Annotated in this window: 19 protein-coding genes and 1 pseudogene; 9 read left to right on the forward strand and 11 right to left on the reverse strand. The window is 67.6% G+C overall.

Going from position 1 to position 25356, the window contains the following annotated elements:
- Nucleotides 1–115: 115 nt before the first annotated feature.
- From mfd to mscL, 4 genes are all read left to right on the forward strand, one after another.
- A complete protein-coding gene (gene mfd, locus AB4Y35_RS13825) occupies nt 116–3595 on the forward strand; it encodes a transcription-repair coupling factor (protein ID WP_368704788.1) in 3480 nt (1159 codons plus the stop codon).
- Between the two features lie 164 nt (nt 3596–3759).
- Nucleotides 3760–4983, forward strand: coding sequence for an acetylornithine deacetylase (argE, locus tag AB4Y35_RS13830; protein WP_324148407.1), 1224 nt, complete (start codon nt 3760–3762; stop codon nt 4981–4983).
- 21 nt (nt 4984–5004) lie between these two features.
- The gene (locus AB4Y35_RS13835; protein WP_368704789.1) at nt 5005–6015 is read left to right on the forward strand and encodes a threonine/serine dehydratase; all 1011 of its coding nucleotides are present in this window, start codon (nt 5005–5007) and stop codon (nt 6013–6015) included.
- A gap of 177 nt (nt 6016–6192) precedes the next feature.
- A complete protein-coding gene (mscL, locus tag AB4Y35_RS13840) occupies nt 6193–6639 on the forward strand; it encodes a large conductance mechanosensitive channel protein MscL (protein WP_069268109.1) in 447 nt (148 codons plus the stop codon).
- Nucleotides 6640–6717: 78 nt separating this feature from the next.
- On the opposite strand, the gene AB4Y35_RS13845 is transcribed toward mscL, so the two are convergent.
- From AB4Y35_RS13845 to AB4Y35_RS13855, 3 genes are all read right to left on the reverse strand, one after another.
- On the reverse strand, nt 6718–8715 hold the full coding sequence (locus AB4Y35_RS13845) for a response regulator (protein WP_368704790.1): 1998 nt from the start codon (nt 8713–8715) through the stop codon (nt 6718–6720).
- Nucleotides 8716–8825: 110 nt separating this feature from the next.
- A complete protein-coding gene (locus AB4Y35_RS13850; protein ID WP_368704791.1) occupies nt 8826–9326 on the reverse strand; it encodes a response regulator in 501 nt (166 codons plus the stop codon).
- A gap of 75 nt (nt 9327–9401) precedes the next feature.
- Nucleotides 9402–11054 (reverse strand): ATP-binding protein, encoded by a 1653-nt coding sequence (locus AB4Y35_RS13855; protein WP_368704792.1) that lies wholly within the window; start codon nt 11052–11054, stop codon nt 9402–9404.
- Between AB4Y35_RS13855 and AB4Y35_RS13860 the strand changes: the two genes are divergently transcribed.
- Nucleotides 11053–11475: a hypothetical protein gene (locus tag AB4Y35_RS13860; RefSeq protein ID WP_368704793.1), complete on the forward strand. Its 423-nt coding sequence runs from the start codon at nt 11053–11055 to the stop codon at nt 11473–11475. The two genes, AB4Y35_RS13855 and AB4Y35_RS13860, sit on opposite strands and share 2 nt — an antisense overlap.
- Nucleotides 11476–11567: 92 nt before the next feature.
- Nucleotides 11568–12068 carry a hypothetical protein gene (locus AB4Y35_RS13865; protein WP_028206958.1) on the forward strand — a complete coding sequence of 167 codons (501 nt, stop codon included), beginning with the start codon at nt 11568–11570 and terminating at the stop codon, nt 12066–12068.
- Between the two features lie 81 nt (nt 12069–12149).
- On the opposite strand, the gene AB4Y35_RS13870 is transcribed toward AB4Y35_RS13865, so the two are convergent.
- Nucleotides 12150–14702, reverse strand: coding sequence for an AsmA family protein (locus AB4Y35_RS13870; RefSeq protein WP_368704794.1), 2553 nt, complete (start codon nt 14700–14702; stop codon nt 12150–12152).
- Between the two features lie 130 nt (nt 14703–14832).
- On the opposite strand from AB4Y35_RS13870, the gene AB4Y35_RS13875 reads away from it, so the two are divergent.
- Together AB4Y35_RS13875 and fetB are read left to right on the forward strand one after the other, a co-directional pair.
- A complete protein-coding gene (locus tag AB4Y35_RS13875; protein ID WP_368705403.1) occupies nt 14833–15579 on the forward strand; it encodes an ATP-binding cassette domain-containing protein in 747 nt (248 codons plus the stop codon).
- Nucleotides 15576–16388 (forward strand): iron export ABC transporter permease subunit FetB, encoded by an 813-nt coding sequence (gene fetB, locus AB4Y35_RS13880; RefSeq protein WP_368685968.1) that lies wholly within the window; start codon nt 15576–15578, stop codon nt 16386–16388. The genes AB4Y35_RS13875 and fetB overlap by 4 nt, the downstream gene beginning before the upstream one ends.
- A gap of 69 nt (nt 16389–16457) precedes the next feature.
- Here the strand turns inward: fetB and AB4Y35_RS13885 are convergent, their stop codons facing one another.
- The gene (locus tag AB4Y35_RS13885; protein WP_368704795.1) at nt 16458–17027 is read right to left on the reverse strand and encodes a DUF6013 family protein; all 570 of its coding nucleotides are present in this window, start codon (nt 17025–17027) and stop codon (nt 16458–16460) included.
- Between the two features lie 303 nt (nt 17028–17330).
- Nucleotides 17331–18236 (reverse strand): annotated as a pseudogene (ligD, locus tag AB4Y35_RS13890) (non-homologous end-joining DNA ligase); the annotation flags it as partial.
- A gap of 512 nt (nt 18237–18748) precedes the next feature.
- Between ligD and serB the strand changes: the two are divergent.
- Nucleotides 18749–19588: a phosphoserine phosphatase SerB gene (gene serB / locus AB4Y35_RS13895; protein ID WP_368704796.1), complete on the forward strand. Its 840-nt coding sequence runs from the start codon at nt 18749–18751 to the stop codon at nt 19586–19588.
- An 81-nt stretch (nt 19589–19669) separates the two neighbouring features.
- Here serB and AB4Y35_RS13900 read toward each other — a convergent pair whose 3' ends face one another.
- The 5 genes from AB4Y35_RS13900 to rimO all read right to left on the reverse strand — a co-directional run bounded on the left by AB4Y35_RS13900 (nt 19670) and on the right by rimO (nt 25158).
- A complete protein-coding gene (locus AB4Y35_RS13900; RefSeq protein WP_368704797.1) occupies nt 19670–20875 on the reverse strand; it encodes a cystathionine beta-lyase in 1206 nt (401 codons plus the stop codon).
- Between the two features lie 102 nt (nt 20876–20977).
- Nucleotides 20978–21583, reverse strand: a complete 606-nt coding sequence (locus AB4Y35_RS13905) for a hypothetical protein (protein ID WP_368704798.1) — start codon at nt 21581–21583, stop codon at nt 20978–20980.
- 59 nt (nt 21584–21642) lie between these two features.
- Nucleotides 21643–22827 (reverse strand): beta-ketothiolase BktB, encoded by a 1185-nt coding sequence (gene bktB / locus AB4Y35_RS13910; RefSeq protein ID WP_368704799.1) that lies wholly within the window; start codon nt 22825–22827, stop codon nt 21643–21645.
- 37 nt (nt 22828–22864) lie between these two features.
- Nucleotides 22865–23815, reverse strand: a complete 951-nt coding sequence (locus AB4Y35_RS13915) for a sugar kinase (RefSeq protein ID WP_368704800.1) — start codon at nt 23813–23815, stop codon at nt 22865–22867.
- 5 nt (nt 23816–23820) lie between these two features.
- Nucleotides 23821–25158 (reverse strand): 30S ribosomal protein S12 methylthiotransferase RimO, encoded by a 1338-nt coding sequence (gene rimO / locus AB4Y35_RS13920; RefSeq protein ID WP_368685960.1) that lies wholly within the window; start codon nt 25156–25158, stop codon nt 23821–23823.
- Nucleotides 25159–25356: the final 198 nt, after the last annotated feature.

Below are 25356 nucleotides of genomic sequence, written 5' to 3' on the forward strand. Positions count from 1 at the left end.
ATTCGCTTGAAGACCGCAAACCGGCCCCCATATTCCGGCGTTGCACCGTGCCCGAACTGAACCGGCCACCATACCGACACAAGCGCCGACACAATCGTCGGCCACCCTGTTGCCCATGTCCGATATCGCCGCTTCCTCGCAATCTCCGTCCCCCGTTGCCGTCGTCAAGCCGGGGCAGCGCTACGCGTTCGACGGCACGCACGGCTCGTCCGACGCGCTCCTGATCGCCCGCTACCGCGAAGCCGCGCGCGCCAGCGCCGCCCGTGCGCCGCTTCTGGCCGTGATCTGCGCGAGCGCCGTGGACGCGCAGCGCCTCGCCCAGGAGATTCCGTTCTTCGCGCCCGAGGCGCGTGTACGGCTTCTGCCCGACTGGGAAACGCTGCCGTACGACACGTTCTCGCCGCACCAGGACCTCGTTTCCGAGCGCCTCGCGACGCTGCACGATCTCGGCGAAGGCCGCTGCGACATTCTCATCGTGCCGGCCACCACGGCGCTCTATCGCATGCCGCCCGCCTCGTTTCTCGCGGCCTATACGTTCTCGTTCTCGCAGGGCGAGCGCCTCGACGAAGCGAAGCTCAAGTCGCAGCTCACGCTCGCGGGCTACGAGCACGTGAGCCAGGTGGTGCGCCCGGGCGAATACTGCGTGCGCGGCTCGCTCATCGACCTCTTTCCGATGGGCTCGCCGCTGCCCTACCGCATCGACCTGTTCGACGACCAGGTCGACTCGATCCGCGCGTTCGATCCGGACAGCCAGCGCAGCCTCTATCCCGTGAAGGACGTGCGCCTGCTGCCGGGCCGCGAGTTCCCGTTCGACGAAGCCGCGCGCACGGCGTTTCGCAGCCGCTGGCGCGAGGTGTTCGAGGGCGACCCGAGCCGCGCGACGATCTACAAGGACATGGGCAACGGCGTGCCGTCGGCGGGCATCGAATACTACCTGCCGCTCTTCTTCGAAGAGACGGCGACGCTTTTCCACTATCTGCCGGCAAACGCCCAGCTGGTGTTCTCGGGCGACCTCGACACCTCGATCCGCCGCTTCACGAACGACACGAAGCAGCGCCACAACTTCCTCTCGCACGACCGCGAGCGGCCGATCCTGGAACCGCAGCGCCTGTTCCTGACCGACGAGGACTTCTTCACGTTCGCGAAGCCGTTCGCGCGCCTCGTGCTGCCCGCCACGAGCGCGGGCGGCTGGGCCACGGCGCTGCCGAGCCTCGCGATCGACCGCCACGCCGACGACCCGCTCGCATCGCTGCGCGCGTATCTCGAGACGACGAAGAACCGCGTGCTGTTCGCGGTGGAATCGGCGGGCCGGCGCGAAACCATCGCGCAACTGCTCGCCGACAACCATCTGCGCCCTGCGGGCGCGGACAGCTTCGAGGACTGGCTCACCGGCGACGAGCGTTTCGCGATGGGCGTCGCGCCCCTTTCCACGGGCTTCTCGCTGCCGGGCGAGGAGCTCGCGGTCATCACCGAGACCGAGCTTTACGGCCCGCTCGCGCGCCGCGCGGGGCGCCGCCGCCAGGAGCAGGCGAGCAACGTCGATTCGATGGTGCGCGACCTCTCCGAGCTGAAAGTGGGCGATCCGGTGGTCCATGCGCAGCACGGCATCGGCCGCTATCACGGCCTGGTGACGATGGACCTCGGCGAAGGCGATACCGAGTTCCTGCACCTCGAATACGCAAACGGCAGCAAGCTCTACGTGCCGGTGTCGCAGCTGCACGTGATTTCGCGCTACAGCGGCGCCGATCCCGATAGCGCGCCGCTGCACGCGCTCGGCTCGGGCCAGTGGGAAAAGGCGCGCCGCAAGGCCGCGCAGCAGATCCGCGACACGGCCGCCGAACTCCTGAATCTCTACGCGCGCCGCGCCGCACGCGAGGGCCACGCGTTCGCGCTCGAACCGCGCGACTACGTCAAGTTCGCGGAGAGTTTCGGCTTCGAGGAAACGCCCGACCAGGCCGCCGCCATCGCCGCCGTGATCGGCGACATGACGAGCGGCAAGCCGATGGACCGTCTCGTGTGCGGCGACGTCGGCTTCGGCAAGACGGAAGTGGCATTGCGCGCGGCGTTCATCGCCGTGATGGGCGGCAAGCAGGTGGCGATTCTCTCGCCCACCACGCTGCTCGCCGAGCAGCACACGCAGACCTTCACGGACCGCTTTTCCGAGTGGCCCGTGCGCATCGCCGAGCTGTCGCGCTTCAAGTCCGCCAAGGAAGTGAGCGGCGCGATCCAGCAGATCAACGACGGCAGCGTCGATATCGTGATCGGCACGCACAAGCTGCTTTCGTCCGATGTTCAGTTCAAGCGCCTCGGGCTCGTCATCATCGACGAGGAGCACCGCTTCGGCGTGCGCCAGAAAGAGGCGCTCAAGGCATTGCGCGCGGAAGTCGACGTGCTCACGCTCACCGCCACGCCGATTCCGCGTACCCTCGGCATGGCGCTCGAAGGCCTGCGCGACTTCTCCGTGATCGCGACCGCGCCGCAAAAGCGCCTCGCCATCAAGACCTTCGTGCGCCGCGAGGAAGACAGCGTGATTCGCGAGGCCATGCTGCGCGAGCTCAAGCGCGGCGGCCAGGTGTACTTCCTGCACAACGAAGTCGAGACCATCGAGAACCGCCGCGCGATGCTCGAAGCGCTCGTGCCGGAAGCGCGCATCGCCGTGGCGCACGGCCAGATGCACGAGCGCGAACTCGAAGCCGTGATGCGCGATTTCGTGGCGCAACGTGCGAACGTGCTGCTCTGTACGACGATCATCGAGACCGGCATCGACGTGCCGACCGCGAACACGATCCTCATCCACCGTTCCGACAAGTTCGGTCTCGCGCAGCTGCACCAGTTGCGCGGCCGCGTCGGGCGCTCGCACCACCAGGCGTACGCGTATTTGCTCGTGCACGATCCGCAAGGGCTCACGAAGCAGGCGCAACGCCGGCTCGAAGCCATTCAGCAGATGGAGGAACTTGGTTCGGGCTTCTATCTGGCGATGCACGACCTGGAAATTCGCGGCACGGGCGAGGTGCTCGGCGACAAGCAGTCGGGCGAGATCCAGGAGATCGGCTTCCAGTTGTATACGGACATGCTCAACGATGCGGTGAAGGCGCTGAAAGACGGCCGCGAGCCCGATCTGAATGCGCCGCTCGCGGCGACCACCGAGATCAACCTCCACGCGCCCGCCATCCTGCCCGCCGATTATTGCGGCGACGTGCAGGAACGCCTGTCGCTCTACAAGCGGCTCGCGAACTGCGAGCACGACGATTCGATCGACGGCATTCAGGAAGAGCTGATCGACCGCTTCGGCAAGATGCCGGCGCAGGCGCATGCGCTGATCGAAACGCACCGCCTGCGTCTGGCGGCCAAGCCGCTCGGCATCACGAAGATCGATGCGGGCGAAGCGGTCATTGGCCTGCAGTTCGTGCCGAATCCGCCCGTGGACGCCATGCGCATCATCGAGATGGTGCAGAAGCACAAGCACATCAAGCTCGCGGGACAGGACAAGCTGCGCATCGAAACGCGCAGCCCCGATCTCGCGGTGCGCGTGGCGACCGTCAAGGAGACCTTGCGCGCGCTCGGCGCGCCCAATCGCGCTGGCGCATCGCGCTGACCGCTGCCACAGCGGCGTCGCGGCACGGGGCGATGCTGCGGCGCGGCATCGCCGACTAACGACCGGCAAGCGCAATAGAGCGTTGCGCTTGCCGGCTTCAGGCGCTTTGGCTTGGCGCATTCTTTTTGGGTAAGATGAAGAATACAAGCAAGCTGGAGTCCAACATGTCCCTCGCCGCTGAAACAGCGCAGTCGTCCACGCCTTCCGCCGCCCTTCCCGCCTCGCTCCCCTGGGTCACCCGTCTGGTTTCGATGGATACGGTCAGCCGCCATCCGAATCTCGGCCTGATCGAGACGGTGCGCGACGATCTGCGCGCGCGCGGCATCGAGTCGACGCTCACTTACGGCCGCGACGGCAAATGGGCCAACCTGTTCGCCACGATCCCCGCGCACGACGGCGAGACGAACGGCGGCATCGTGCTCTCGGGCCACACCGACGTGGTGCCCGTGGACGGCCAGAAATGGGACAGCGACCCATTCAAGCCCGAGATTCGCGACGGCCTGCTCTATGGCCGCGGCACCTGTGACATGAAGGGTTTCATCGGCGCGGCGCTCACGCTCCTGCCCGAGATCCAGCAGACGAAACTGGCCAAGCCCCTGCATCTCGCGCTCTCGTTCGACGAGGAAGTGGGCTGCGTCGGCGCGCCGCTCATGATCGAAGAACTCGTGAAGCGCGGCGTCAAGCCTGAAGGCTGCATCGTGGGCGAGCCCACCAGCATGCGCCCCATCGTCGCGCACAAGGGCATCAACGCGTACCAGTGCTGCGTGCGCGGCCAGGCCGCCCATTCGTCGCTCACGCCGCGCGGCCTGAACGCGATCGAGTACGCGGCGCGCCTCATCTGCTACATCCGCGACATGGCCGACGAGTTCCGCGCGAACGGTCCGTTCGACGAGCTGTACGACGTGCCGTTCACGACCGCGCAGACGAGCACGATCGAAGGCGGCAACGCCATCAACACAGTGCCGGCCGAATGTCGCTTCGCGTTCGAGTTCCGCAATCTGCCGACGCTCGACCCGGACACGATCTTCGCGCGCATCGAGCAGTACGCGCGCGAAACGCTCGTGCCGAAGATGCAGCGCGAGCACGCGGTGGGCGCCATCGAGTTCACGAAGATCGCCGCCGCACCGGGCCTCGACGCCACCGAGCAGGCCGCGATCACGCAGCTCGTGCGCGCGCTCACCGCCGATCAGGCGCGCCGCAAGGTGGCCTATGGCACCGAGGCGGGCCTGTTCGCCCGCGCGGGCATTCCGAGCGTGGTGTGCGGCCCCGGCGACATCCAGCAGGCGCACAAGCCGAACGAATACGTCTCGCTCGAACAGCTCGCGGCCTGCGAAGGTTTCCTGCGCAAGCTCGTGCACGGCATGTCCGTCGAAGCCCTGGCACGGTAACCACGCCGGACGCGCACCATCATGTCCACCGCCGCACCGCTGCCCACCAGCCACACGATCGACGGTGAGGCGATCCCCACGCTCGACGAGATCGCCTCGCAGCATTTCGCGCTCGCGCCGTGGGTGCTGCGCACGCCGGTGTTCGACCGCCACGATCTGTCCACGCTCGAAGCGACGCTCGTGAACTTCAAGTTCGAGCTGCTGCAGTCGAGCGGCAGCTTCAAGGTGCGCGGCGCGTTCACGCATCTGCTCGCACTCGACGCCGCGCAGCGCAGCGCCGGCGTTACCTGCGTGTCGGGCGGCAATCACGCCATTGCGGTCGCGTATGCGGCGATGCGCCTCGGCATCAGCGCGAAGGTCGTGCTCTTTCGCACCGCGAGCGCGGCACGCGTCGCGCAGTGCAAGCGCTTTGGCGCGGAAATCGTCGTGGCGGGCAACAGCAGCGAGGCGTTCGAGATCGTGCGCCGTATCGAGACCGACGAGGGACGCTATTTCGTGCATCCCTTCAACGGCTATCGCACGGTGCTCGGCACGGCCACGCTCGGCTACGAATGGGCCACCCAGGCGCCCGATCTCGACGCGGTCGTCGTGCCCATCGGCGGCGGCGGGCTCGCAGCGGGCGTCGCCACCGCGCTGCGGCTGGCGAATCCGCGCGTGCGCGTGTATGGCGTCGAGCCCGAGGGCTCGGACGTGATGGCGCGCAGCTTCGCCGCGAACCACACGGTGCGCCTGACCCACATGCACTCGATCGCCGACTCGCTCATGTCGCCGCATGCCGAGCAATACAGCTACACGCTGTGCCGCCGTCATCTCGAGCGCGTCGTCACGGTCTCCGACGACGCCTTGCGCAGCGCGATGCGCGTGCTCTTCGAGCAGCTCAAGCTGGCCGTGGAGCCCGCTTGCGCCACCGCCACAGCGGGCTTGCTCGGGCCGCTGCGCGACACGCTGCAAGGCAAACGCGTCGGCGTGCTGCTGTGTGGCACCAACACCGACCCGGCGACCTTCCACCAGCAGATCTCGCTCGCGCGCTAACGGCACGCACGCGCGGTGGGCACGCCGCATGCGTTCGCCGGGACTTCGTCGCCGGTCCCCGGCAAAAGGTCAGGGAATGTCAAATTGCTACCGCGATACGGAGGCGTTCGCTATGATTGCGCCAATACGCCGTATTGACCCCAGCCCCGTGCTGCGCCATTCAGGGAGAGCCCGCTCATGAGCATCGTCCAGGAGTTCAAGGAATTCGCCGTCAAAGGCAACGTGATGGATCTCGCCGTCGGTGTGATCATCGGCGGCGCGTTTTCGAGCATTGTCAACTCGATCGTGAAAGACCTCATCATGCCGGTCATCGGCGTGATCACGGGCGGCCTCGACTTCTCGAACATGTTCGTGCGGCTCGGCCACATTCCGGCCAGCTACAAAGGCAACCCCGAGTCGTACAAGGATCTGCAGACCGCGGGCGTGGCCGTGTTCGGCTATGGCTCGTTCATCACCGCGGTGATCAACTTCGTCATTCTCGCGTTCATCATCTTTTTGATGGTGAAGTTCATCAACAAGCTGCGCCAGCCGCAAGCGGCCGCGCCCGCCGAGCCGCCGCCCACGCCCGAAGACGTGCTGCTGCTGCGCGAGATCCGCGATTCGCTGCAGAACAATCCGCGCTGAGCCCGCACGAGCGCCCGGACAAAGGCCCGCGCCGCCGCAAGGCCGCGCGGGCTTTTTTGTGCCCGGATCAAGGCAGCGTCAGGAACGAGGCGCGGCGGAATCGGGCTCGGCCGCCGTGCTGCGCGCGGCGGCGGCCTCTTCGATCAGCCGTTCGAGCTGCTCGAAGTTGACGGGCTTCGTGAGATGCGCGGTAAAACCCGCTTCGACGCTGCGGCGCACGTCGTCGTCGGTGCCGAAGCCGGTGAGCGCGATGGCGGGCGCCGTTGATTGCGCACGAAACGCCCGGATGAAGTCGATGCCCGAGCCATCCGGCAGGCCGATGTCGCTCACCACGAGGTCGAAGGCCATGCTGGCCGTGAGCGCGAGCGCGCCGGCCACGCTGCCCGCCACCGCCACCTCGTGGCCGCCCGTGCGCATCAGCTGCGACATGACCTCGGCCGTGTCCTCGTGATCCTCGATCAGCAGGATGTTCAGCGCGCCCACCCGGTGCGGCCCGCGCAGCTCGGCGGTCGCGGCCGCCCCCTCGCCGCGCGCCGCGGTCGGCAGCACGATGGTGAAGGTCGCGCCACAATGCGCGCCGGGGCTCTTCGCGCCCACGTTGCCGCCATGCGCCTCGGTCAGCGCGCGTGTCACGGCGAGGCCTAGACCGAGCCCGCCGAACTGGCGCGTGAGATTGTGGCTGCCCTGCTCGAAGGCATGAAAGAGCTTGCCGATCTGCTCGGGCGCGATGCCGATGCCCGTATCCTCGACCTCGATCTCCACCTGCATGCGCTCGTCGCGCGTGCGCACGTAGATGTGGCCGCCGTCGGGCGTGAACTTCGCGGCGTTGCGCACGAGGTTCCAGAGCATCTGCTGCAGGCGCGCACGGTCGCCGCGCACGTAGTGCTGCTGCGCGCGCAGATCGACGTGGACGTCCTGCTGCTTGATCTGGATTTCGCTGTGGAAGAGCTCGAGCACGGCCTCGATCACCTCGTGCACGTCGACCGTCTCGAGCGCCAGGCTCAGCTTGCCGTTGGCCACGCGCGTGAGATCGAGCAGATCGTCGATCAGACGCGCCTCGAGTTCGATATTGCGGCGGATCATCAGCACGCGCGCGCGTGCCGCCTCGGGCAGGCCCGGGATCTGCTCCAGCAGACGCGTGCCCGCGAGCACCGGCGTGAGCGGCGTGCGCAGCTCGTGCGAAAGCATGGCGAGGAAGCGGTCTTTCGCACGGTTGGCTTCTTCGGCGGTCTGCCGCGCGGCCTGCTCCGAGGCGAGCAGGCGCTCGCGCTCCTGGGTCGCTTCGCGCTGCGCGTCGATGTCGGTGCAACTGCCGAACCATTTGTTCACGCCGCCGCGCGGGTCGCGCATCGGAACGATTCGGACATCGAACCATCGATAAATGCCATCGTGGCGGCGAATCCGCAACTCGTGGCGGTAATCGGCGGCGCCGCTGCTCACGGCCTTCAGCCACGTGTGGCGAATTTCCTCGCGATCGTCGGCATGCACGGCGTCGAGCCACGCGAGACCGTGCGACTGGCCCGCGTCGAGGCCCGTGTAGTCGAGCCACTGCTTCGAGACGAAGTCGCAATTGCCGTCGGCGCCGCAGGTGAGCACGAGGTGCGGCAAGGCTTCGGAGAGCGTGCGGTAGTGCTCTTCGCGGTCGCGCAGGAGCAGCGCTTCGTCGGAGGCGCGCTGCAGCGCGACCTGCGAGAGCACACGCGCGACGGCTTCGGGCAGATAGTCGAGATAGTCGCCCGATTTCGGCACCACGTCCGAGACGCCCGCGCGCAACGCGGCGATCACACGGGATTCATCGGTGAAACCGGTCACGAGAATGGCCGGCACGCGCACGTCGTCGGCACGCAGGCGGCGGAAGAAGTCGAGGCCCGTTTCCGCACCGTCGAGCTGATAGTCGAGCACGAGCACGTCGGGCGTCTGCACGGCGAGCAGCGCGCGCGCCTCCCCGACACCCGTGCAGGTGTCTACGCGCGCCCCGGCGCGCAGCAGCGATTTGCGGGCGAGGCGCAGGATGCCTTCGTCGTCGTCGACGACGAGCACGCGTGCGCCGTCCAGCATCGTGGTTTCCTCAGTCATGCGCGAAGCATCCCTTCGGGCCCAGGTCCGGTTTGCCGCCGTTCTTCCCGCTGTTCTTCCATTCGATTGCCAATGCGTGATGAGTCCATGCGTGATGCATGCATAGTGCGTTACTGGGTGCCGGCCGGCCGCGGCTGGACGAAGCGATGTCCCGGCGGCAGCTTGACGACCTGGAGAAAGAAGCCGAGCCGGCGAACGGCCTCGATGAACGCGTCATATTCGACCGGTTTCGTGATGTACACGTTGCAGCCGAGTTCATAGCAGCGTTCGATCTCGCGCGGGTCGTCGGTGGTCGTGAGCACGATCACCGGCACCGACGCCGTGGCGGGCTCCGCTTTCAGACGCCGCAGCACCTCGAAGCCGTCCACGCGCGGCATGCGCAGGTCGAGCAGCACGACAAAATTGCCGAGCGCGTCGCGTGACGGCCAGTTCGCGTGCGCAGCCGGGTTATCGCCCGGCGTGCCGAAAAAGTAATCGAGCGCCTCCTGGCCGTCGCGAAAGCGCAGAAAGCCGTTCGAGATCCCCGACCGCCGCAGGTTACGCTCGACCAGCGTCGCATGCCCGTCGTCGTCTTCGATCAGCACGATGCTGACCTGTTCCCCGTTCGTCATCTCGACTCTCCTACGTCCTGCATGAACTTTTTAAGGCTTGTTGAAAGCTTGCCGCGCAGCGCGCCAGATTACCCGCTATGTGGTACGCAACGGCTGGTCGGGCAGCGCGACGAAGAACGTCGAACCCGCGCCCTCGGTCGATTCGACCCAGACGCGCCCGCCATGCCGCTCCGCAATGCGCTTGGCGAGCACGAGGCCGGTGCCCTGCCCGGGCGATTCGCCGCCGTGCAGCCGCTGAAACGCGCGGAACAGCTTGGGCAGATACGCCTGCGCGATACCAACGCCATTGTCGCGCACAAAATAAGTCCGCGTACGTTCGCCAGGCTCTCCGGCCGCTGATTTTCCTCGGTCTTTTCCCGCGCCATTACCGGCTTCGCCGGCGGATTCGCCGCCGGCCTCCAGCGCGCCGATCTCGACCCGGCCCGGCCGCGCAGGATCGAGATGGTGCAGCGCGTTCTCGATGAGGTTGCCGAAGATCTGCTCGAGCGCCGCCGGATCGCCCCACGCGGGCGGCAACTCGCCCACTTCGATGCGCGCCGCCTTCGCGCGTTCCTCGGCGAGGCCGCCGAGCACGCGCTCGACGACCCGCGCGACGTTGACGCGCTGCCAGCGGTATTCGAGCCGCCCGGCGCGCGAGATGCGCAGCAGCGCGTCGATGATGGCCGCCGCGCGCGCCACCGCCTGACGCAGGTATTTCAGCGATTCGTCGACATCGCCGTCGAGCACTACGGCCATCGTGCGATATTCGTGTTCGGGCAGCCCCGCCGCGTCGACCTGCGCGCGCAAGTCGTCGCACGATACTTGCAGCTCCTTCGAAAAACCCTGCAGGTTCACGAGCGGCGAGCGCAAATCGTGCGACACGCTGTAGATGAACATCTCGTTGTCCTGACTCTCCTGGCGCAAATGCTCGTTGGCGCTCGCCAGATCCGCGGCGCGCGCCTGCAGCTGTGCCTTCAGTGCGGCCTGCTCGCGATCGGCCACGCGCAGCCGCGCGCTGGTCTGATGGAGCACCGCATCGAGCGCGGCGATTTCATCGTCGCCCGAGAGCGGCGGCGCGAGCGGCGCCCCATCGCCCAGACGCTCGGCGTTCGCGCCGAGCGCGGCGAGGCGCACGCCCACGTTGCGCGCGAACGCCATGGCCGTGAACGCCCAGATCAGCATCGAGCCCACCACGGCGAAAATCAGCGCGTCCTGCTGGCGCTCGCGCGTCTCGCGCAGCATCGCCGCGCGGGCCTCGTCGAGCCGCGTCTCCTCGGCGATGAACTCGCCCAGCACCTCGCGCACCGTTTCGATCTCGGGCGGCATGCCGTTGCCCGCCACGCGCGCGAACGGCGCGCTACGGCCCGTGCGCAACGCATCGGCAATATCACCCGCTTCCTTGCGCCATGCATAGGCAGCGTCGCGCATGCGCTCGACGCGCGCGAGCTGGCGCGGATTGTCGGCGACCATGCGCGCGAGCAGCGTGATGCGGTCGGAGAACTCGGTCCAGACGGCGTGGCGATCGATGAAGGAAGGGTCCTCGAGCACGATGCCGGTGCGCACGCGCGCGGCTTCGCGCAGCAACGGGTCGACGAGACTGTTGGCTTGCCAAAGGATTTGCTGCGTGTTCTCGGCGCGTTTGGCCGCGAGCGCGGCCTTTCCCTGCGTGTCGAACACGACGCCGAGCAGCGCCAGTTCGATGACGCTCGGAATCGCGATCAGCAAGAGCCCCTTGGCGAAGAGTTTCATGTCGGTCTGGTTCGGTGGCGGTCTGGGCGGCGCGCCGTGCTTTTCGCCATGCTTTTTGCAATGCGTTTTGCAAGCTCTCGCGCCGCGTTCGCCCTCGCCATGCCGGTTGGCTGAGGGCGCCGGAGGCAACCGCGGGCACCAGAACCGCAACATTATCTGCGCGATTTTTCAGGATGACAATGTATGTGACACAACACACTTCACGTCGTGGAAAACCCGCTTTTTTGCGGCAATTCGCCACACCGAGCGCACACACAGGTCTATTATTGAGACGGAGACAAGCGAGAGAGCGCCGGGATATCTACATGAGCGCGACGTGCGATCCGGCATGGCGTTTGCGAACGCGATGAGGGTTTTGAAACAGGGGCAGCAAGCCGCGCCGCTCAGGCCGGATCGCTTCAGGCGGTCCGCGCGCCGTTAAAGCGGACCGTCCCCATCTCTATCCTCATGAACACTGCAAATCCGTGTGCTATAAAGGATCGACGTGCGGCGCACCAGTCCGGGAGTGGTCGCATGGGAACGCTGCGTGTACTGCAATCCACCTTTTTCAGGCGAATTTTTATGTCCTTCCCGAAAAAGCGCAAACGCGTCAAGGCAGACGGCGATGAGTCATTTCTCGCCGTGCTGAGCCATTTCAAACCGTTCGGCCAACTGGATACCAAGATCGCGCGTGCGCGCGCGCAGGACGAGCCCGTGCTCTATGCGCATATCCTGCCGGGGCTCGACGTGCTCCTGTGCAGCGTGCGCGGTGCGCAGCCGCCCTATCCGGGCACGAGCGAGTTGCGCAAGCGCTGCATCGAATCGATCGCTCACGCGCTCGAGCAGCCGATCGAAGGCCTCGAGAATGGCGGTTACTGGTACGAGGCGGACGGCTTCGGCTTCCTCGTGTTCGCGAGCCGCGCGCGCGGCCGGGTCCTGCCCGAGTTCGGCGCGGCGCGTCCGACCATGACCACCCGGCGCGTGACGCGCCGCCAGGACGCCGCCGGCGACACGGCGCCGCGTTCGTTGCGCTAGGTCGCGCTTCCAGCCAAGTTCACTGCACACTGCGCCGGGTCGATTGGCCCGGCGCAGTGGTTTTCGCGTCCGCTTCCCGAATCAGCTTCCCTTGTAGAGCGGCTCCTGCCCTTGGGTCGGCTTGCCCGCCGAGGCCGGCGACGGCGCGTTGCGCGTGGCCGGGCCCGCTTTCGCGCCCTTGTCACCTTTATCGCCCTTGCCGGCCTTGTCAGTCGCCGCAGCCGCGCTCGCCCCCGTGCCTGCGCTGCCGAGGTCGGGCTTCGGCAGCGCGTGCATTTTCTGGCCCGGCGGCGGCGCCACGGGATGCTGATGCATCTGCGCGAACAGCGTGTCGCACGGCAGCGGCTTGTTGTTGCTCGGTGCGATGAGCGGAATCAGCGCAGCGAACGGGTTGATCAGCCCGAGCCCGATCATCGCCCCGCCGCGCAGCGCAAGCGCCGTCGCATCCACGCCCACGTGCGGGTTCTTGAAGGTGCCCTTTACGTAGAGCGGCGAGCGCAGCGTGAAAATGCGGAAGCCCTTGGTGTGCGGGTGGACCTTCATGTTCATCGACTCGTCGCGCAGATCGATCGGGCCGTCGATATTGATCACGGCGTCGTCGGTGTCGAGCGCGAACACGCGTGGATCGAGCACGCCGTTGGTCGCGACGAAGTCGGCCGCCGCGCAATTGATATTCACGTCGCGCGAGCCGAACAGCTTTTCGTAGACCACGTTGGCCACGTTCAGGCCCGCCGCCTCCATGAGCAGCATACTGATCGTGCCCTGCGTGACGAGCAGCTTCACCTCGCCGTTCGAGGTCGCCGCGAGCGCCGCCGGCGAGTTCCCGGTTGCAGTGAGCGAAGCGTCGCCGTTGATCTCGCCGAGCGCCGACTGCATCGTCTTGAAGTTCGGGAAGAGTTGCTTGAGCTTCAGGTGGCGCGCCTCCAGCGTGCCGCGCGCCTTGAGCGGCGCGCCGCTGCCGTCCAGGTTCAGCCGCGTGCCGAGCGTGCCGCCCGCCACGCCGAACTGCAGCGGGTCGAGCACGAGCACGCCGTCCGTCATCATGACGTGCGTGTAGAGGTCCTGCACCGGCAGGCTGCCCTGCTTGATGATGCGCCGGCCCGTGAACTTGACGTCGGCGTCGATCGCGTTCCAGCGGTCGGTGCGGAACTGTTCGACCGGGATCACGCGATCTGCCGGTTGGGTCACGGTGTCGCCGCGCTTTTCCTTGCTGGCCCGGCTGTCGGCGCCGATGATCGGCGCGAGGTCCGAGAACTGCAGCAGGTTCGAGACCAGCTCGCCGCTCAGCAGCGGCCGTGGCGTGCGTTGCTGGTAGACCACCGTGCCGTTCAGATCGCTGCCGCCGACGCGACCCGTGAAGTTCTCATAGCGGAACACGCTCGCGCCGCGCCTGAAATTGCCGGAGAAGCGGCCTTCGGTGGCATACGGCGGCGTTTCGGGCAACGTCACGCCGGTGAGGTTGTAAAGGTGCGCCAGGCTTTGCCCCTGCAGCCACAGGCGCAGGTCGACGGCGGCCAGATGCATCGGGTCGGTGACCGTGCCGACCAGCGCGATGTGCATGTCGCCCACGCGCACGTCGGCCTGGATCGGGAACGGACGCTTCGCGTCCTGCAGGGCGAGCACGCCGCCGAGCTTGCCGTCGCCCGAAAGCGCCGTCTTGCCATAGGTGCCCTTGATCGTCCAGCCGATCGCGTAAAACGGCTGTTTCACGGGCGGCTGCACGGGCGCCGCGCCCGAGCCGACGACGGCTCCGCTGGCGCTGCTCGCTGCGCTCGCGGCGAGCGCCTGCGAGCCGGCTGCAGGCGCGCTTGTTGCGCCCGACGTGCCCGTGGTTGCGCCTGCAACACTCGCGGCCGCCGGCACGCCCGAAGCCGCCGCGCCGCTCGCCTCGCTGGCCGCGCTGGCGGCCGCCGCCTCCGAAGCCTGCTCCTTGTTGACCTGCTGCGTCAGCCGGTTCGCCCCCGCGCGCCCGATGACCTGCGCGGAGCCCTGGCGCGACGCCGCTTCCTGCTCCTCCATCACCTTGCCGATCGGGATGCCTTGTCCGAGCAGGCTCACCACGAGCTTCACGTCGGTTTTCGTCTGCTGGTCGCTCACGGCGATATTGCCGCTCGAGAACGTGATGTCGTGCAGATTGAGCCGCCACGTCGACGGTCCGCTCGAGGCGGGCAGCTTGAAGGTCCAGTTGTTGCGCCCGTCGACGAGGCGCTCGACGTCGATCGACGGATTCACGAGATTGATGGCCGGAATCACGATGTCGTGCGCGAGCAGCGGCAGCACGGCCACCTCGAAGTCGATTTCGTCGAGCGTGGCGAAGTGCGGGGATTTCGTCCAGTCGGGATTGGCGATCTGGATCTGCGTGGCGGAAAAACGCGGCCAGGGCACCCACGCGCGCCAGCCCGTTTCGCCGGGCGGCCTTTGCCAGCCCACCTTGAGATCGCCTTCGATCGCGAACGGCCGCCCGATGGCTTCGGTGACCTTCTCGTTCACGTAGGGTTTGGCGTGGTTCCAGTCGAACGTCAGGATGAAGACGACGAGCACGGCAATCAACACGACGACAACCGCGACGAGCCATGCGATGATCCTGGCGAGCGTGCGGCCAAGGCGGAAAGGCTTGGGCTGCGGTGACGTCATGCGTACTCCACGTTATGCGTTGTTGTATGGCCTGCCATGTTGCAATACCGCAAGAGCAGTCAGCGTGCCCGGTTACATCGGCATGACTGCCTCGCACGACCCGTATGCCGGCCCTGTTTGCAATCTTTCGATGCTCGAGCACAACCCAGTTCCCCCACCCCACGCCGATGGCGCTCCGCTCGTCGAGGCGCACCAGATCGCCCGGCGCGACGCGCAACGCGGTCAGTGGCTGCTGCATCCTACCGATTTCGCCCTGCAAGCGGGCGAGCGCGCCGTGCTGACGGGACCGTCCGGCTCCGGCAAGAGTGTGTTCCTGCGTGCGCTCGCGCTGCTCGATCCGCTCGATGGCGACGACGTGCGCTGGCATGGCGAAGCGGTCACGCGCGGGCGCATTGTCCACTATCGGCGGCATATTGCGTACCTGCGGCAGCGGCCCGCGCTGCTGGACGGCAGCGTCGAGGACAATCTGCGCTACCCCTACACGCTAGCGGTCTACCGCGACGTGCGATTCGACCCGGCGCGCGCCGGCGCGCTCTTTGCCGCCACCGGCCGTTCCAGCGACTTCCTCGCGCGCGACACTGCCGAGCTGTCGGGCGGCGAAGCGCAGATCGTGGCGCTCGTGCGCGTGCTCCAGCTCGATCCCGAAGCGCTGCTCCTCGACGAGCCGACCGCGTCTCTCGACCCCGAATCGGCACGCGCCGTCGAAGCGCTCGTAGCGGGCTGGTTCGATGAGGCGCGCACGGCGCGCGCCACGGTCTGGGTCTCGCACGATCCCGCCCAGGCCCAGCGCGTGGGCGCGCGGCAGCTGACGATGCGCGCGGGGGTGCTCGAAGAACCCGCCACGCGCGCGGCATTCGCGCAGGGAGCCGCACAATGAGCCCGGGCGTGCTGCAGAACCTCGGCATCGGCGACGTCGCCATTGCGGCGCTGCTCGTGTTCGTCAACGGCGCGGTCTCCGTGCTGCTCAAGCTCGACCTCGAACGCAAGCTGGCGTGGGCCGCCGTGCGCACCGTCGTGCAGCTGCTCGCGATCGGCTACGTGCTCGGCTGGGTGTTCGCGTTCAACCGCTGGTACGTCGTGCTGCCGCTCATGGGACTCATGACGCTGATCGCGGGCTTTGCGGGGGCGCAGCGCGGCGCACGCACCTATGGCGGGCAGCGCGCGGACAGCATCGTGTCGATCTGGGTGAGCGCGTGGCTCGTCGCGGCAGTCGGGCTCTTCGTGGTGATCCGCATCCGGCCGTGGTACGAACCGCAATATGCGATTCCGATCCTCGGCATGATCCTCGGCAACACGCTGACGGGGGTGTCGCTCGGCGTGGAGCGCATGATGCAGGAGCTGACCGCGCGGCGCGACCGTGTGGAGAGCGCGCTCGCGCTGGGCGCGACGCGCTGGGAAGCCGCGCAGGCGAGCGCCCGCGAGGCCGTGCGCGCCGGCATGATTCCGACGCTCAACCAGATGGCCGTGGTCGGCGTGGTGAGCCTGCCCGGCATGATGACGGGCCAGGTGCTCGCGGGGCAATCGCCGCTACAGGCCGTGCGCTACCAGATCGTGATCATGTTCCTGATCGCGGCTTCGTCGGCGCTCGGCACGGTGGGCGCGGTGCTGCTCGCGTACCGGCGCCTGTTCTCGCCGCAGCATCGCTTTCTGGTTGCGCGGCTCATCGAGCGCAAGGCACGCGCTTAAGACCTGGGCGCCGTACGCGGCCGGCGTGCGCTTTGCGCCTCGCCGGCCCTCCCGCTCTCAAGGCGCGCCCTAGCGCTGCGCCGAGATCGTGATTTGCGTGCCGTCGCTGAGCTTGAGCGTCTTCGCGGTGCCGTTGGTGGGCATCGTGAGGTGCGCGACCTCGCTATGCGCGACCACGGCGGGGCACGTAATCGACGCGCCGTTGCTCGACACCGACTGCGTGCCGTGCGGCGCCTGGGCGCGGAAGCTCACCTGCACGGTGGCCGTGCCGTTGCTCGCGACGATGGGCGCGAGACGCACCTGGGTCTGCCGGACCATCGCGCCGTTCGCGTCGAGCGGCAGCGAGGCGTAGTCCGGGCAGCCTTGCGGCGTCGCGACCGCACCGCCGGGCGGCGTGGTGCGCCAGGTGAAGTCGTCGGTATCGCCCGAGCGCAGTGTGCGGGTCTCCTGGGCGTCGCCGAACGCCTTCGACGCGACCCGCACGGTATAGCGGATCGGCCCGTCGGTTGCGGCCTTCGAGGTGACCGTGATCGGCGTAGCCGCGAATGCCGGCAACGCGAGCGCGCAGGAAGCGGCGAGGACAAACTGGACGAGCGCCGCGGGACGGCGGCGAGTATGGCGGGAGCTGCGGCAAGGCATGCGTCACCTCCTGGCGGGAACGGCCGCGCCCGCAAGCGAAAAGCGGCGTACGCAACGAACGCGGCGAGCCGCGCAACGCCAGGTACGACACTCCGCTCCCGTGCGGCGGATGGTCTGTTAGCAGTCTAGCGCGCTGCGCGCCGCCTTGCGCCGAGCACATGCATCGAACGGACCAGGTTTTATCCTGCTTGTCATCGCCAGCAATTTGCTTGCCGTGCGACAGCGCGCGGTTGGCGCCGGGCGTCGTCTGCATCGCCGACTCGTCGTGCATACACGGCACGCGCAAACCCTCACCTCGCGCCGCTACTTGCCGGCGGTTTCGAGACCCAGCGTCAGCTCCGCCGTCAACGTCTGGCGCACGCGCCCATAGGCCGCCCAGGGATCGGCTTGCTCGATCTGCGCGAGGCGCGCGTCGATCGTCGCGAGCGTCCATTGCGCGCCGCCCGTCGTCGCCTCCAGTTCGTCCCAGCCGATCGGCACGGACACGCCCATGCCCGGCCGCGCCCGCACGCCATACGCGAGCGCCGTGCTCGCGCCGCGCGCATTGCGCAGATAGTCGACGAAGATCTTCTTCTTGCGGTGTTCGGGGCCCATGGTGGCCGTGATCTGCGTGGGCCAGACCGAGGCCAGATGCTGCGCAACCGCTCGGGCGAACGCCTTCGCGTCGTCCCAGCCCGCCTCCGGCGTGAGCGGCACGACGATATGCAGCCCCTTGCCGCCGCTCGTCTTGCAGAACGATTCGAGCCGCAGTTCCGCAAGCAAGGCGCGCGTGGACTGCGCCGCCTCGATCATGCGGTCCCAGCCCAGCGCCGGATCGGGGTCGAGGTCGAACACGACCCGATCGGGCCGCTCGATGTCGTGGACACAAGCGTTCCAGGTGTGCAGTTCGATGACGTCCATCTGCGCGGCGCTCACCAGCGCTCGCGCCGTATCGATCGTCAGCAGTGGCGGATGGCCCGGGTCGAGCCCTTCGTGTTCGGTGAGTTCGGGCAGCGGCGCGCGAGCGCGGTGACGCTGGAAGAACATCTCGCCGCTCAGGCCGCGCGGTGCGCGCACGAGCGACACGGGGCGATCGCGCAGATGCGGCAGGATCCAGCGCGCGGCGCGCTCGTAGTAGCGCACGAGTTCGAGCTTGTGCGTGCCGCTGTCCGCATCGATGACGCGCCTTGCGCTCGTGATGCGTATGCCGTCGATTTCGCTGTCGGTGGAGTCGTCGCGCCGACGCCGGGCGCTACGAGGCAAGCGGTGCACGGACGCGCCAGGCGTGGCCGGTGCGGCGGCGTCCGATGTCGGGGCCCGCTCGCCGCGCGGCGTTCGGGCAGATGTCGTGGTTGGGGCCTTGCGGGCGTCCTGCATACCGGTTCCCCTGGCGCCTTGGCGCACATGACGCGTCGCGCGACGCGAGTCGCGACACGTTCGGTTGACGGCACGCGGCGGCCGCCCCCGTCGGATCGCCGCATGAGCTTTCATTGTGCCTCGAATGGCCGCTTTCGTCGCTGCAAGGTGTTCGCAAACGCCCGCCAGAAACGGGGAAGTATCCGCCAGGCGCGCAAGCGCGCCGGATGGCACAGGCGACCGCAGCGGTCGGCGGGACGTTACAATGACGGGCTTTGCCGCGCACTGCAGGGAGCATTGCGGGGTCTTGCACGCACACGCGCGATTGCGCCCTTTTTCATCCGATCGATCCGACGACGCCGTGCGTCGGCTTTGCCCGTCCTGCCATGAACCTCGTCATCCAGAGTCCCGCCCCGCTCGACACCGTCCATCACAAGCCGCTCCTCGGCCTCGCCCGCGGCAGCCGCCTTGCGCCGATCGACGCCCACGCGCTGCGCATCGAGAACGCCGAGCCGGCCCAGCGCGCCGATCTCGAGGTCTACTGCGGCACGCATCAGCTCGACTATGCATTCGTTGACGCCGGCCGCGCGCTGGCCGATTTCGGCCTGCTGGCGATGGACATGGACTCGACGCTCATCACGATCGAATGCATCGACGAAATCGCCGACTTCTGCGGTCTGAAGGCCGAGGTCGCGGCGATCACCGAAGCCTCGATGCGCGGCGAGATCAAGGACTTCAACGAGAGCCTCACGCGCCGCGTGGCGCTGCTCGAGGGGCTCGACGCGAGCGCCCTGGAGCGTGTCTACGAGGAACGCCTGCAGCTCTCGCCGGGCGCCGAACGCATGCTCTCGGGCGCGAAGGCCGCTGGGCTGAAGACGCTGCTCGTTTCCGGCGGCTTCACGTTCTTCACCGAGCGCCTGAAAGCGCGGCTCGGGCTCGACTACACGCGCGCGAACACGCTCGAAATCGTCGACGGCAAGCTCACGGGCCGCGTGACGGGCGAGATCGTCAACGCCGACGTGAAGGCGCGTACGCTCGCCGAAACCTGCGCCGAAATCGGCATCGACCCGCGCCGCGCAATCGCCATGGGCGACGGCTCGAACGACCTCAAGATGATGGGCGTGGCCGGTTTGTCGGTCGCGTTCCGCGCCAAGCCGGTAGTGCGCGAGGCGGCGAGCGTCGCGTTCAACTTCGTCGGGCTCGACGGCTTGCTGCGTCTGTTCTGATTCGGCTTTCGCGGCGCTCAGATACGCCAACGGCCGCTCGTGTCCTCGTGGACGCGAGCGGCCGTTGTGGCTTTGTGCAGGTTATTCAGGGGTGCTAGTTTTTTCCGCGAGCCTTGCCAGCGAGCGCTCGATATCGGCGCGCAGATCGGCTTCGTCTTCGAGACCGATGTAGAAACGCACCAGCGTGCCGCGATGCGGCCAGCTCGCAGCCGTGCGCATCGAACCGACGTCGTACGGCATTGCCAGGCTGTGCGCCCCGCCCCAGCTCCAGCCCAGCGCGAAGAGTTCGAGCGACTCGCAGAACGTGTCGATCTGCGCTGCGCTATAGCGCTCGTCGAACACCACGGAAAAGAGACCGCCCGCGCCCGTGAAGTCGCGCTTGTAGAACTCGTGGCCGGGGCAGTCTTCGAACGCCGGGTGCAGCATCGTCGCGATTTCGGGGCGCGTCTTGAGCCAGCTCGCGAGTCCGAGCGCGGTGCGATCGTGGGCCTCGAAGCGCGCCTTCATGCTCGGCAGCCCGCGCAGCACGAGCGAGCAGTCGTCGACCGAGACGCCAATGCCAAGCCGCATGCGCGCGGCCTTGAGCTTGAGATAGAGATCGCGGTCGGCCGTGATGGTCGCGCCCATCAGCACGTCGCTGCCGCCCGACTGATACTTGGTGAGCGCCTGCACCGAGATGTCGATGCCGTGCTCGAACGGCTTGAACGCGAGGCCCGCCGACCACGTATTGTCGATCGCCGTCACGACGTTGCGCGCGCGCGCTGCCGTCGTGATCGCGCGCACGTCGGGCACTTCCATCGTCACCGAGCCGGGCGCTTCCAGCCAGATCAGCTTCGTGTTCGGCTGGATCAGCTCGGCGATGCCCGCGCCGATCATCGGATCGTAATAGCGCGCCGTCAGGCCGAAATCCCGCGCGAGCCAGTCGCCATGGTCGCGGTTCGGCGAATAGACGTTATCGGGGATCAGCACGTCGTCGCCCGTCTTCAGCAGACCGAAGTAGACGTTCGAGATGGCCGAGAGACCCGAGGGTTGCAGCAGCGCATGCTCGCCGCCCTCGATCTCGGCGATGCGCTTTTGCAGCATGGCCGAGGTGGGCGTGGCGTGCAGGCCGTAGCGCCATTGCGCGTCGTTGCGCCAGTCGAGCGCGCGCACCGAAGCGAGGTCGGGAAACACCACGGTCGAAGCCCGCGTGACTGGCGCGGCAAACGACTCGAAGCCGGGCGTGAGGTCGTCTTGCGGGTGAACGATGCGCGTCTGCAATGCGCGGCTGGAGTCGGATTTGGTCATGTCGGAACGAATTCGGATAAAGGCGCGGTGGCGTTGCGGCGCGCGGCTCGCGCAGTGGCGCGTGCGACGCCGCATACCGAAGAGTAACACCCGCAGCGGCGCTTATTGCCCGATGACGAGATTGCTCACGCCGTTCACGGCATGCGCGCCGTTCGGGGTCGACGCGCTCGCACTTGCCGCGCCGGTCGTGACGGCCGGCGCCGAGGCCCCCGCCGCGAGAGGCTTCAGATCGAACGGCACGGGGTGGGAATCGTCCGGGTCCATGCGGTCGCCCGAAAGCGAGCCGTCCTCGGCGAACGTGCCCACCCAGTTGCCGGTGATATGCGTGCCGTCGTTCGAGTCTTCGGCTTCGAGCGTGGCGTCCGCGCGGTCGCCGGCGATCAGGATCACCTCGCCGGTGTCCGTGAACTGGTATTCGCCATGCACGCCGGTCGGATCGTCGTCGCCGGCCTTGGCGCCGAGGCGCATGACAATCTGACGCTGGCCGAGCGTGCCGACGTATTGCGGCAGCTTCGCGAACTCGGGGTTCGGCTTGAGCGTGGATTTGACCGGCGGCGCAGCGCCTGCGTCCTGCGCGCTCGCCGCGAGCGGCAGCGCGAGGACCATGGCCGCGGCGGCCACGGCCACGAGCCAGCCGCGCGCCCGAGTGGCGCGGCCCTGTCGGGCGGCCGCGCGCGGCGGCCGCTGTGCTTGCGTCAATACTTCCATCTGCATCCTTCCTTCACTTGCACAGCGGCCTTGCGCGAGCCGCGCGTCACGAGTCGGCGTCAAATCCGTTCGAAGATGGCCGCAATGCCCTGGCCGCCGCCGATGCACATCGTCACGAGCGCGTAGCGCCCGCCGATACGCTGCAGTTCATAAAGCGCCTTCACGGTGATGAGCGCGCCGGTTGCGCCGATCGGGTGGCCGAGCGAGATGCCCGAGCCGTTCGGATTGACCCTGGCCGGGTCGAGCCCGAGCTCCTGCGACACCGCGCAGGCCTGCGCCGCGAAGGCTTCGTTGGCTTCGATCACGTCGAGGTCGCTGACCTTGAGACCCGCGCGCTCGAGCGCCTTCTGCGTGGCCGGCACGGGGCCGATGCCCATGTACGCCGGATCGACGCCCGCATGCGCGTACGAGACGAGGCGCGCGAGCGGCTTCACGCCGCGCGCGCGGGCAGCGTCCGCGCTCATCAGCAGCACCGCGGCGGCGGCGTCGTTGATGCCCGACGCGTTGCCCGCCGTGACCGTGCCGTTCTCCTTCGCGAACACGGGCTTGAGCTTCGAGAAGTCCTCGAGCGTCGCGCCGTGGCGCACGTGCTCGTCGGCGTCGAACAGCACTTCGCCCTTCTTCGACTTGATCGAGATGGGCAGGATCTGATCCTTGAAGCGGCCTTCGGCGATCGCACGCTCGGCGCGGCGATGGGATTCGAGCGCGAGCGCGTCCTGCGCCTCGCGCGTGATGCCGAACTTCTTCGCGACGTTTTCCGCCGTCACGCCCATGTGGATCGTCTGGAACGGGTCGTGCAGCGCGCCGATCATCATGTCGACGAGCTGCGTGTCGCCCATGCGCTGGCCGAAACGCGCGGCCGGCATCGAGTAAGGCGCACGGCTCATGTTTTCCGCGCCGCCGCCGATCGCGATGTCGGCGTCGCCGAGCAGAATGGTTTGCGCGGCCGAAACGATCGCCTGCAGGCCCGAGCCGCACAGGCGGTTCACGGTCAAGGCCGGCGCGTGCTGGGCAACGCCGCCGTTGATGGCGGCCACGCGCGCAAGATACATGTCCTTCGGTTCGGTGTGCACGACGTTGCCGAACACCACGTGGCCCACCGCGTCGCCTTCCACGTTCGCGCGCGCGAGCACTTCGCGCACCACGCGTGCGCCGAGATCCGTCGGCGAGAAGTCCTTCAGGCTGCCGCCGAAGTCGCCGATTGCCGTGCGCACACCGCTTGCCACCACTACTTCGCGTTCCATGGTCTTGCTCCTCGTCTTCCTGAAGGGATGAATCTTGTTATTGGTGCGCATCGCTTGCGGGCTGACCCGCAAGCAAACGCTCGACATCCTCGCGATACGGGATCGGCGCAACCGCGCCAAAACCCAGCGTCGAAAGCGCGGCGGCTGCGTTCGCATAGCGCGCGGCCGCGAACGGATCGTCGCCGGCTGCGAGCCGCGCGACGAACGCGCCGCCGAAGCAGTCGCCCGCGCCCGTGGCGTCCACCGCCGCGACCACATGGCCCGGCACGACGCGCCGCTCGTCGGGCGTCGCCACATAGGCGCCGTCCTTGCCCAGCTTCAACGCGACCACGCGGGCACCGCGCGCAAGCAGGTAGTCGAGGATCGCGTCGCGGTCGTCGAGGCCCGTGAGCACGGCCACGTCGTCCCAGCTGGGCAGGCAGATATCGGTAAGCCGCAGCACCTCGTTCATCACGGCGCGGGCTCGCGCGAGCGGCCACAGCTTCAGGCGCAGGTTGGTGTCGAAGCTCACGCGCACGCCGTTGGCGCGCGCATGCTCGACGGCGGCGAGCGCCGCGTCGCAGGCGCTGTCGCTGATCGCCACGCTGATGCCGGACAGATGCAGCACGCGCGCAGCCGCGATGATGTCGAGCGGCAGATCGCGCGACGTGTAACGGCTCGCGGCCGAGCCCTTGCGCAGATAGTCGAAGGCATGGCCGGCCGGGCCATGCGAGACGAAGTAGACGCCCGTGGGCGCCGTGGCGTCGACTCGCACCGTCGAGGTGTCGACGCCTTCGCGCGTCCACAGGTCGGTCAGGAGGCGTCCGAAATGATCGTCGCCGACGGCCGAGACGAAACCCGTGCGGGTGCCCTGGCGAGCCGCCGCGATGGCGAAGTTCGAGGTGTCGCCGCCAAAGCCCTGCAAATACTCGGGACGGTCTTTCGACGCCTGGTTGAACTCGACCATGGCCTCGCCATACGCGAGGACTTGCGGGGCGACGCTCGTCATGCCGCTCAGACCTCGCCCCAGAGATCGTGGCCATCCGCGCCGGTGATCTTCACCGACACGAAGTCGCCGACCTTGTAGCGCTTCGACGCCTTGGTCGCCGGCGCGACATACACCACACCGTCGATCTCGGGCGCGTCCGCCGCGGTGCGGCCAATACCGCCGTCGACGTTGATCTCGTCGATCAGCACCTTGAGGGTCTTGCCCACCTTGCGCTGGATACGTTTGGCCGAGACCTCCTCCGCCACTTCCATGAAGCGCGCGCGGCGCTCCTCACGCACTTCGTCGGGCAGCGCGCCGTCGAGTTCGTTCGCCGTTGCGCCTTCGACCGGCGAATAGGCGAAGCAGCCCACGCGGTCGAGTTCGGCCTCGCGGATGAAGTCGAGCAGCGTCTCGAACTGCTCTTCGGTCTCGCCGGGGAAGCCGGCGATGAACGTGCTGCGGATCGTGAGATCGGGGCACACTTCGCGCCAGGCCTTCACACGTTCCATGACCTTCTCTGCGTTCGCGGGACGCTTCATGCGCTTGAGCACTTCGGGGTGCGCGTGCTGGAACGGCACATCGAGATACGGCAGCACGTGGCCCTTGAACGGACCTTCGGCCATCATCGGAATGACTTCATCCACGCTCGGATACGGGTAGACGTAGTGCAGGCGCACCCAGGCGCCATATTGCGCGGCCAGCTCGCCCAGCGCGGCGACGAGGTCGGTCATGCGCGTCTTGATCGGCTTGCCGTTCCAGAAGCCGGTGCGGTACTTCACGTCCACGCCGTAAGCGCTCGTGTCCTGCGAAATGACGAGCAGCTCCTTCACGCCAGATTTAAAGAGGTTTTCCGCTTCGAGCATGACCTCGGCGACCGGGCGCGACACGAGGTCGCCGCGCATCGACGGGATGATGCAGAACGTGCAGCGGTGGTTGCAGCCTTCGGAGATCTTCAGGTACGCGTAGTGGCGCGGCGTGAGCTTGATGCCGGCCGCCGGCACGAGGTCGACGAACGGATCGTGCGGCTTGGGCAGGTGGCTGTGCACGGCCTGCATGACTTCACCCACGGCGTGCGGGCCGGTCACGGCGAGCACCTTCGGATGCACTTCCTCGATCAGGTTCGAGCCGCTCGCGCTCGCCTTCTTGCCGAGACAGCCGGTAACGATCACCTTGCCGTTTTCGGAAAGCGCTTCGCCGATGGCGTCGAGACTCTCCTGTACGGCTTCGTCGATGAAGCCGCAGGTGTTGACGACCACGAGATCCGCACCGTCGTAAGACCCCGAGATTTCATAACCCTCGGCGCGCAGCTGGGTAATGATCTGCTCGGAGTCGACTAGCGCCTTCGGGCAGCCGAGGGATACCATCCCGACGCGCGGAGCAGGATTGCGGGAGGTCGTTGATTCAACAGGGTTTTTCACGTGTACGTCCGGATGTGGGGCGCAGGGCGAAAGTAGCGCCGCGCGGGGGTCAAGCCAATCCGCCATTTTACCCGTTTGGCGTATCGTGCGGCGCAGCATGGTGAGTGCGCGCCTCGTGGCGCCGGGGTCGGATGGAATATGGAC

The sequence above is a fragment of the Paraburkholderia sp. EG286A genome (assembly GCF_040965375.1).
GTDB lineage: Bacteria > Pseudomonadota > Gammaproteobacteria > Burkholderiales > Burkholderiaceae > Paraburkholderia.

Coding starts and splice junctions, on each gene's coding strand:
- mscL (WP_069268109.1), top strand. CDS start 6,193: ATGAGCATCGTCCAGGAGTTCAAGGAATTCGCCGTCAAAGGCAACGTG.
- argE (WP_324148407.1), top strand. CDS start 3,760: ATGTCCCTCGCCGCTGAAACAGCGCAGTCGTCCACGCCTTCCGCCGCC.
- AB4Y35_RS13885 (WP_368704795.1), bottom strand. CDS start 17,027: ATGCCTTGCCGCAGCTCCCGCCATACTCGCCGCCGTCCCGCGGCGCTC.
- AB4Y35_RS13855 (WP_368704792.1), bottom strand. CDS start 11,054: ATGAAACTCTTCGCCAAGGGGCTCTTGCTGATCGCGATTCCGAGCGTC.
- AB4Y35_RS13835 (WP_368704789.1), top strand. CDS start 5,005: ATGTCCACCGCCGCACCGCTGCCCACCAGCCACACGATCGACGGTGAG.
- bktB (WP_368704799.1), bottom strand. CDS start 22,827: ATGGAACGCGAAGTAGTGGTGGCAAGCGGTGTGCGCACGGCAATCGGC.
- rimO (WP_368685960.1), bottom strand. CDS start 25,158: ATGGTATCCCTCGGCTGCCCGAAGGCGCTAGTCGACTCCGAGCAGATC.
- AB4Y35_RS13845 (WP_368704790.1), bottom strand. CDS start 8,715: ATGACTGAGGAAACCACGATGCTGGACGGCGCACGCGTGCTCGTCGTC.
- AB4Y35_RS13865 (WP_028206958.1), top strand. CDS start 11,568: ATGGGAACGCTGCGTGTACTGCAATCCACCTTTTTCAGGCGAATTTTT.
- AB4Y35_RS13905 (WP_368704798.1), bottom strand. CDS start 21,583: ATGGAAGTATTGACGCAAGCACAGCGGCCGCCGCGCGCGGCCGCCCGA.
- AB4Y35_RS13870 (WP_368704794.1), bottom strand. CDS start 14,702: ATGACGTCACCGCAGCCCAAGCCTTTCCGCCTTGGCCGCACGCTCGCC.
- AB4Y35_RS13850 (WP_368704791.1), bottom strand. CDS start 9,326: ATGACGAACGGGGAACAGGTCAGCATCGTGCTGATCGAAGACGACGAC.
- serB (WP_368704796.1), top strand. CDS start 18,749: ATGAACCTCGTCATCCAGAGTCCCGCCCCGCTCGACACCGTCCATCAC.
- AB4Y35_RS13900 (WP_368704797.1), bottom strand. CDS start 20,875: ATGACCAAATCCGACTCCAGCCGCGCATTGCAGACGCGCATCGTTCAC.
- AB4Y35_RS13875 (WP_368705403.1), top strand. CDS start 14,833: ATGCTCGAGCACAACCCAGTTCCCCCACCCCACGCCGATGGCGCTCCG.
- fetB (WP_368685968.1), top strand. CDS start 15,576: ATGAGCCCGGGCGTGCTGCAGAACCTCGGCATCGGCGACGTCGCCATT.
- AB4Y35_RS13860 (WP_368704793.1), top strand. CDS start 11,053: ATGTCGGTCTGGTTCGGTGGCGGTCTGGGCGGCGCGCCGTGCTTTTCG.
- mfd (WP_368704788.1), top strand. CDS start 116: ATGTCCGATATCGCCGCTTCCTCGCAATCTCCGTCCCCCGTTGCCGTC.
- AB4Y35_RS13915 (WP_368704800.1), bottom strand. CDS start 23,815: ATGACGAGCGTCGCCCCGCAAGTCCTCGCGTATGGCGAGGCCATGGTC.